Consider the following 7,009-nt stretch of genomic DNA (forward strand, 5'->3'; position numbering starts at 1 on the left):
GATGATAGCGGATTTGGCCCGAAAGTTTCGATAGTTGGCATTCGGGTCGATTTCATGTTCGCGCCGCCCCCGCCACAATGCTGCCTGTCGATACTTCATCAGGAGCAGTAACAATGAAAGCCCTCAAAACACTGGCCATGGCCATGGCACTGGCTGCCAGCAACGCAGTGGGCATCGCCCACGCCGACACTGGCGCTGCCACTGCCACTGCCACTGCCAAGGCAGCGGTTCAGGTCCAGCAGATCCGCAACGCCACGGCCAAGATCGATTACGCCGGCAAGACCTTCCTGGTCGATCCTTTCCTGGCAAGGAAAGGCACCTACCCCGGCTTTCCAGGCACGTTCCACAGCGAGCTGCGCAACCCGACGGTAGAGTTGCCGCTGCCGGTGAAGGACATCATGCGCGGCGTGGACGCGGTGATCGTCACCCATACCCACCTCGACCATTGGGACGGCGGCGACCACAAATTCATCCCGAAAGCGATGCCGCTGTTTGTCCAGCATGAAGCCGACGCCAAAGTGATCCGCAGCCAGGGTTATACCGATGTGCGCATCATGACCGACAGCACCGAGTTCGAGGGCGTGCGCCTGACCAAAACGGGCGGCCGGCACGGTACCGAAGAGATGTACAGCAAGAAGCCGCTGGGCGACGCGCTGGGTGAGGCAATGGGTGTCGTGTTCCAGGCACCGGGCGCCAAGACCGTGTATATCGTGGGTGACACGGTATGGAACGCAACCGTCGATCGCACGCTGGCCAGGTTCAAGCCCGACGTCGTCATCCTCAATACGGGCGACGCCCGCATGAAGGGTTACACCGGCTCCATCATCATGGGCAAGGACGATGTGCTGCACGCCTGGCAGGCCATGCCCGACGCGACCATCATCGCCACCCACATGGATGCCATCAACCACATGACGCTGAGCCGCAAGGAACTGCGCGACCACGTGGAAGAGCACAAGATCGGCGACCGCGTGCGCATTCCTGCCGATGGCGAGGTGTTGAGGTTCTGAACATTATTCTTCCATGCCGGGTTCCGATGACTGCGAAACCCTGCCGGGAAGCGGACATTTCGCTTGGAATCCCACCCGTAATTCATGCGCTGGTGCCAGACTGGCCAGCTACGCTCCCGGTGCGGGGGTATCGACGATCAGCTCCGGCTGCAACGCGCGAATACGCAGTTCCGTGAAGTAGCCGCCCGCCTCGTTATAGCGCAGATAGTGGCGGCCACAGTCCAGGCAGCGCGCCACGGCGCAGCGATTGTAGGGGTAGAAATTCAGCGCGATCGGGGCAGTGTCGCTGTCGTAGCGCGTCCCGGCGGGGTGAAACTCGGCAAACGTCGGCTCGTCGTAGGGATCGTCGAACAGCACGCCGGTCTCTTCGAACCGATTCAATTCCAGCGTCATCGGCAATGCGCTCCAGGCGGCAACCGGCACGATGTTGCACGTGCACGGAACCGTGACGGCAGCGGAAGCCTGTGCCAGGCGCATCAGTGTATCGAAAGCGATTTTCTGCATTGTTGACCAGTCAGTTTCGTTGATGCGATTGTAAGCGTGCCGTGGCACTCAGTCGGGATCACGTTCGAACGCCCGGGTTCCGGGAGGCAGCTGGACCCAGGGATGGCGGCGGCAGTCGTACACTGATATCTGCGGCGGCGGGAAGTCCGGGTCGCCGAAAGCACCGACCGCCACGAACACTTCATCGTCGACGTCGTCTTCCGTGTGAAAGACCGTCGTGCCGCACACCGGGCAGAAATGGTAGACAAAGCCGCAGCCAGCGTCGCCCACGCGCACGTAGGCCGTGGAGCGGCCGCTGACGGTATAGGGAAGAGGAAACCCGGCAACAGGCGCGAACACGCTGCCGGTGCGCCGCTGGCAGGCCAGGCAATGGCAGATGCCGACGCCGTTCGGCTCGGCCGCCACTTCGATCTGCAGCTGGCCGCAGCTGCACGATGCGGTTCTTGTTGCCATTGTGTGCTCCGTAGGAGAAAGCTCAATCCTGGGCTCTTGCTGCCGAACCTGCGGCAAACTGATTCCGCCTCCAAGCGGACGTTCGAACTAATGCACTCACCGATGAATAACTTGGGACTTATCCGGCCCGATCAAGGCATCTTCCCACCCCTTCGTGCCCACCCCTGTTGCGCAGAAAGCTCGATTCGCGCAGCGATCATGTCCTGCAAAAAATTGCTTGTCGCGCTCAGGAAAATAGGCGGAAGTCGAGACTAGAACGATTTTCGCAGAGTGCGTCATACCTACCTTGCAATTATTTACTTGGCAGCCTGCTCCAGCGCAGTGCAACGGCAGCTCTCGCTCTATTGCGGACCTTTGGGTGTCCGCCCAGTAGAGGTCAGTCAGTGACCGATTGCTTGACCGACCATGTGGGAGGGCGATCCTACAGTCCAGTTGGCTCTGACATGACGCTGGCTGGCCGTGGGATGCACGTTACCCTTCACGACATCCGGTCTAAAACGCTCTAAAACGAGCTCGAATGCTCTAATAAGGTCTGAAATCGGCGTTGCGCGCGAAAAATTAGACCGGAATCGATTTTTTCCGGCGGACTCCGGGCGGAATTAGACCGTTCGGCACGGTCGTCTGAGACCGTTTTAGACTGTTCCTGTTGGTTTTTTAGACTGGTTTAGCGAACGAGCATCTGAGTGCCCGTCAGTCGTCAGCGCGGATCCGCCTCGTCGCCAGGAACGCTGTTCCATGATTCGTTCTCTCTAAACGGATATAAACTTTGGATCGGCACCCGGCGATTAGGTCGCTTTAGACTTTTTCTTGTTTGAGATAGATAGGAATAGACCCAGGCAGGCGACCTTTTAGACACTATTCGATGGCAGGTGGTTGGAACGAGAGCGCATTAGACTTTTTTCGATACTTTTAGATCGATTTAGACGAGTCGCAGAAAACGAGGACGCAGGCAGTGGATGGTTTTCAATGCCCTCCGGCGTGCACTGCGCCGCGCCGCACATCGCGCGGCGGCGCGACCGATATCTGTAACAGCTGGTGGACCGCATTCTTTTGCAGCATGTGCAGCGGCAGGCTGATAAAGAAGCTCATGCGGGCCGGATCTGGTGGAACGTCACTTACTGCCACAACAGGCAGGTTCCGCCCCGAAGCAGACGGTCAACAAACGCAGCTAGGGCGTCCTAAGTCGTAGAAATCTTTTGCCATCGAAGCGGTATCGTTCCCACGTCCTCCGTTTCCCAGCAACGTCACTGTCCTGTACTTCGACAATGAATCCGGATGTTTGGCTAACGCGCGAGATTTTGCCAATCTCGGAACCGAACTCGCCGCCAGGGACTACCTCACAGTCGGCGGTAAGCCCAGGGAGAGGGAATAGCATCAGAGCTACCAACAACACTCTTCCGAGTCGTAGCATGCCGATCTTTCAAAAGTCGTTGAAACGTTGTGTCGATACAGCCGCCGTTGGGAACCCCAAGGACCGCTTCTGGCCGATCTCGGCCGCTAGACGCAGCATAGCAGCTTGCCGCACCGCAATGGTCGGGAACTGTCACGACCGTCAGGTTCCACCCCATTGCAGACGTTCAATCACAGCGTCCTTATCGTTAGCCTTGTCTTCCGCAGGGCCTACTTCTGGCAGGCTAGCGGTCGAGATTGATCGGCAACCTTGATCACCACTTTGCCGAATGGTCCACGCGCCAGATGCTTGTAGGCTTGCTCGGCTTCGTCGAATGCATAGACCTTGTCGATGACATGCTTGATGCCGTGCTTGTCGAGGAACGGGTCATTCGGTCGAACGAAGTGCGCGGTGCTACGGCGATGCCCGAATGGTGGTCTGGCGGAAGATCACGGGCACCAGCCGCCTGCCGCGCAACCGGCACGCGGCGTTCCTCACGGATCATTGATCACGTCGTTTGATAGCGCTATCATGCGGATGGCGCCCGCCATTTCATCCACAGCTAAAGGATCGACCCATGACTATTTTCCGCTTCCGTCCGCATTGCTTTTCCCTGCTCGCCGCCATAGCCGTTTGCTCCCTGGCAGTGCCCGCCGCCTACGCCGCCACGGACGCCGACTTGCCGACGCCCCGCGTGATCAACGGCGATAGCCCGGGCACCGCCGCTAATATCTTGGCCGCCCGCCGCTATGCCGCGTTCTGGAACACCGGCAAGCCAGAATTCGCCGAGGCCGCGCTGGCCCCGAATTTCACAGACCGCACGCTGCCGGCAGGCCGTCCGCAAGGCCCGCAAGGTCCGATCAAGGCGTCGCAGGCGTTTCGCGCCGCCGTGCCGGACCTGCGCGCCGACTTGGAGGAAGTCGTCGCCGCCGGCGACCGTGTCGTCGTGCGCCTGCATTTCACGGGCACGTTCACGGGCAAAATGGGCAAGGTGCAGGGCAAAGGCCAGAAGATCGATTTCCAGGCCATGGACCTTTACCAGGTCGTCGACGGCAAGATCACTGACAACTGGCACCTGGAAGACATCAACATGTTCAAGCAGCTGGGCATGGTGAAGTAAGACGCAAGGCGCCGCCGGCGGCGAATACGGCGTGGTAGTTCGTCGGGTGTGCCCGATCGAGCAGGGGCCCGCGGCGCTAACAATAAAGTTGGTCGAGGCAACGACTGCTAACGCCAGCCGATTGCTGCCATTCAGTAAGCCGCACTCATGTTCCCAAAGCAGCCCGCTTTCCAATTGCCCGCGGCGCCTGCTCAATCAACGCCAGCGAATAAAAGCGATCCCCTCCACTCCCCGGCAGCGGGTCGGGCCCACGCTTCCACCCAAATGACTCATACAAATGAATCGCAGCGTGCATCCCGCCGCAAGTTTCCAGTTCCAGCTCGGCGAAACCCCGCCTGGCTGCCTCGGCGATGGCCTCGGAAAGTAACGCGCGACCGAGGCCACGTCCCTGCATGCTGGCATCGACATGGAAGCCGAACAACTTGGCGGAACTATCTGTTCGGCGTTGGATCACCAGGCAGCCGGCTATCTTGCCAGCCATCTCCGCCACCAGTTCGATCTCGTTGGGCGAGCCGGGCTGTCCGATAACGCCAATGGCAGCGTCCAGCGTCTCGAAATCGGCGACGAGGCCGAATGAAGCCAGGGATTTAAACACGACGGCTCGGGCTTCCGTATTATCGGTGGGACGTGCCTGACGGATTTGCATGACAAAGTTGAAATAAGAAACGGACGACGATTTTATGCGGAAATATCGCAGCCCGTCGAATCGCAGCCCGTCGAATCGCCGCTCGTCGACGATCGGCTGTCCGCCATGGTGAGTGCTCTGTCCGGGCCGCTCACGTCCGCCGCAACCATCGACGTCACGGGATCCAGTACAGGAACAGCTCGCGCCCGTCGCCGGAACGGTCCAGCGTGACCCGGCGCCGCTGCTCGACACCCTTCCAGATGGCCGACACCGTGTAGGTCCCCGCCGGCAGCTTCAGGTAGACCTGCGGCCCGCTGCCCGCCAGCGCAAAGACACGCCCTTGCCGCACGTCGTCGACCGTCAGCGCCACATTGGTCACCATGGCGCCGCTGTCGTGGACCGCATAGGTAAGGCGCAGGTTGTACTTGTCGCGCATGGCGGCCAGCGCGGCGCGCTCGTCCACGGTACTGCCGCCGCTGGCATAGGCCACCGTGCCGCTGGTACCGGTCTGCAGGCGGCCCTGCGCCAGGACGGAACTGTGCGCAAGGGCGAGCGCCAATAGCATGGACAGGAAGCCGAGCCCGATGGCGCGGGCAAGGATGCCGGGCGCCACCCGCCATGACGCCACATCAGGCTTGAGCATGATCCGCCTCCTTCGCCTTGCGCCGTTTCGCGGGATGCCCGCGCGCCCCGGCCGACGCCGCCGAGCGCGCCTGGTCCGCCAGTGCCAGGAAATTGACCACTTTCGCCGACGGTTCGGCATCGCGCGAGGCCAGCGCCAGGTTGGTGACGACATTCACATCGGCGATGTCCACGTAGACGACGCCCTCGGCGCGGATCTGGCTGACGGAAGCGGGCACGATCGATACGCCGAACTCGGCGGACACCAGATTGACGACCGACGACAGCTGGGGCGCCTGCTGGCCCGGCACCGGCTCGAAGCCGGCCAGCCGGCAGGCATTCAGGATCTCGTCGTGCAGCATCGGGCTTTCCTCGCGGGGAATCAGCACGAAGGATTCGCCGGCCAGTGCCGTCAGCGGAATGCGCCGGAGCTTCGCCAGCCGGTGGCCGGCCGGCAGCACCACCTTCATCGGCTCGCTGGCGATCTGGTACAGCGCGATGCCGGCAAACGAGTGGGTTCCCGGCCGCATCAGCGCCAGGTCAAGCCGGCCCTCCTCCAGCAAGGCCAGCAACTGGGTCGTGGTGCCCTCGGTCAGGGTCAGCGCGACACCGGGATAGTTGGCGCGGAAAGCGCGGATCAGCGCGCGCACGATCGGGTGAAAGGCCGCAGAGGCCGTCAAGCCCAGGTGCAGGTGGCCCGTTTCACCGCGGCCCGCGCGTTGCGCGTTTGCAACAGCACTCTGCGCATCGTTCAGCAGCCGTCTCGCGTCCACCATCAGCGCCTTGCCGGCCTCGGTCAGCGACATGCCATGCCCTGTCCGATGGAACAGCGGCACGTCGAGTTCACGCTCCAGCGTGAGGATTTGCTGGCTCAGCGGCGGCTGGCCGATGCCCAGGCGCTCGGCTGCGCGGGTCACATTGCCCTCCTCGGCCACGGCAACGAAGTAGCGCAAACGTCTTAATTCCATGACAACCTCCCGCTCCGGTATCTGATTATCGTCTTGATTCAAAACGTTTCATATATTGGACAGTATAGCGGCATTCCACGATAATCCACGCCTTGCAACCTGCGTTGATCATGGGCATGGTCACGCGCGGGATTTATAACCAGGTGAGAGGTCTCCAATGGCTGTACAAGAAACCCAAAGAAAACCGCGGAGAGAATACCGCAACATCCACATCGGTGAACTAGGCCAATACCGCATGCCGTTGTCGGCCATCGTATCGATCCTGCACCGCATCAGCGGCATGCTGCTGTTCGTGCTGCTGCCGTTCATCCTGTACCT

Annotated in this window: 8 protein-coding genes; 3 read left to right on the forward strand and 5 right to left on the reverse strand. The window is 61.1% G+C overall.

The window, feature by feature from the left end; genetic code table 11:
• The first annotated feature begins 113 nt into the window (after positions 1-113).
• The gene (locus tag FHS02_RS30105) at positions 114-1,010 is read left to right on the forward strand and encodes an MBL fold metallo-hydrolase (RefSeq protein WP_137312159.1); all 897 of its coding nucleotides are present in this window, start codon (positions 114-116) and stop codon (positions 1,008-1,010) included.
• A 108-nt stretch (positions 1,011-1,118) separates the two neighbouring features.
• Here FHS02_RS30105 and FHS02_RS30110 read toward each other — a convergent pair whose 3' ends face one another.
• On the reverse strand, positions 1,119-1,514 hold the full coding sequence (locus FHS02_RS30110) for a hypothetical protein (protein ID WP_137312158.1): 396 nt from the start codon (positions 1,512-1,514) through the stop codon (positions 1,119-1,121).
• 48 nt (positions 1,515-1,562) lie between these two features.
• A complete protein-coding gene (locus FHS02_RS30115) occupies positions 1,563-1,967 on the reverse strand; it encodes a GFA family protein (RefSeq protein WP_137312157.1) in 405 nt (134 codons plus the stop codon).
• A gap of 1,967 nt (positions 1,968-3,934) precedes the next feature.
• On the opposite strand from FHS02_RS30115, the gene FHS02_RS30125 reads away from it, so the two are divergent.
• A complete protein-coding gene (locus FHS02_RS30125) occupies positions 3,935-4,477 on the forward strand; it encodes an ester cyclase (RefSeq protein ID WP_137312156.1) in 543 nt (180 codons plus the stop codon).
• A 145-nt stretch (positions 4,478-4,622) separates the two neighbouring features.
• Here FHS02_RS30125 and FHS02_RS30130 read toward each other — a convergent pair whose 3' ends face one another.
• The 3 genes from FHS02_RS30130 to FHS02_RS30140 all read right to left on the reverse strand — a co-directional run bounded on the left by FHS02_RS30130 (position 4,623) and on the right by FHS02_RS30140 (position 6,691).
• Positions 4,623-5,072 (reverse strand): GNAT family N-acetyltransferase, encoded by a 450-nt coding sequence (locus tag FHS02_RS30130; RefSeq protein ID WP_175424668.1) that lies wholly within the window; start codon positions 5,070-5,072, stop codon positions 4,623-4,625.
• Positions 5,073-5,277: 205 nt separating this feature from the next.
• A complete protein-coding gene (locus FHS02_RS30135; protein ID WP_137312154.1) occupies positions 5,278-5,745 on the reverse strand; it encodes a hypothetical protein in 468 nt (155 codons plus the stop codon).
• A complete protein-coding gene (locus FHS02_RS30140) occupies positions 5,732-6,691 on the reverse strand; it encodes a LysR family transcriptional regulator (RefSeq protein ID WP_137312153.1) in 960 nt (319 codons plus the stop codon). Before FHS02_RS30140 ends, FHS02_RS30135 begins: the two co-directional genes overlap by 14 nt.
• A gap of 157 nt (positions 6,692-6,848) precedes the next feature.
• Between FHS02_RS30140 and FHS02_RS30145 the strand changes: the two genes are divergently transcribed.
• Positions 6,849-7,009 (forward strand): succinate dehydrogenase, cytochrome b556 subunit (locus FHS02_RS30145; protein ID WP_443094250.1); only part of this gene is annotated, 161 nt, incomplete at its 3' end.

It is taken from the genome of Pseudoduganella umbonata (assembly GCF_014192225.1).
GTDB lineage: Bacteria > Pseudomonadota > Gammaproteobacteria > Burkholderiales > Burkholderiaceae_D > Rugamonas > Rugamonas umbonata.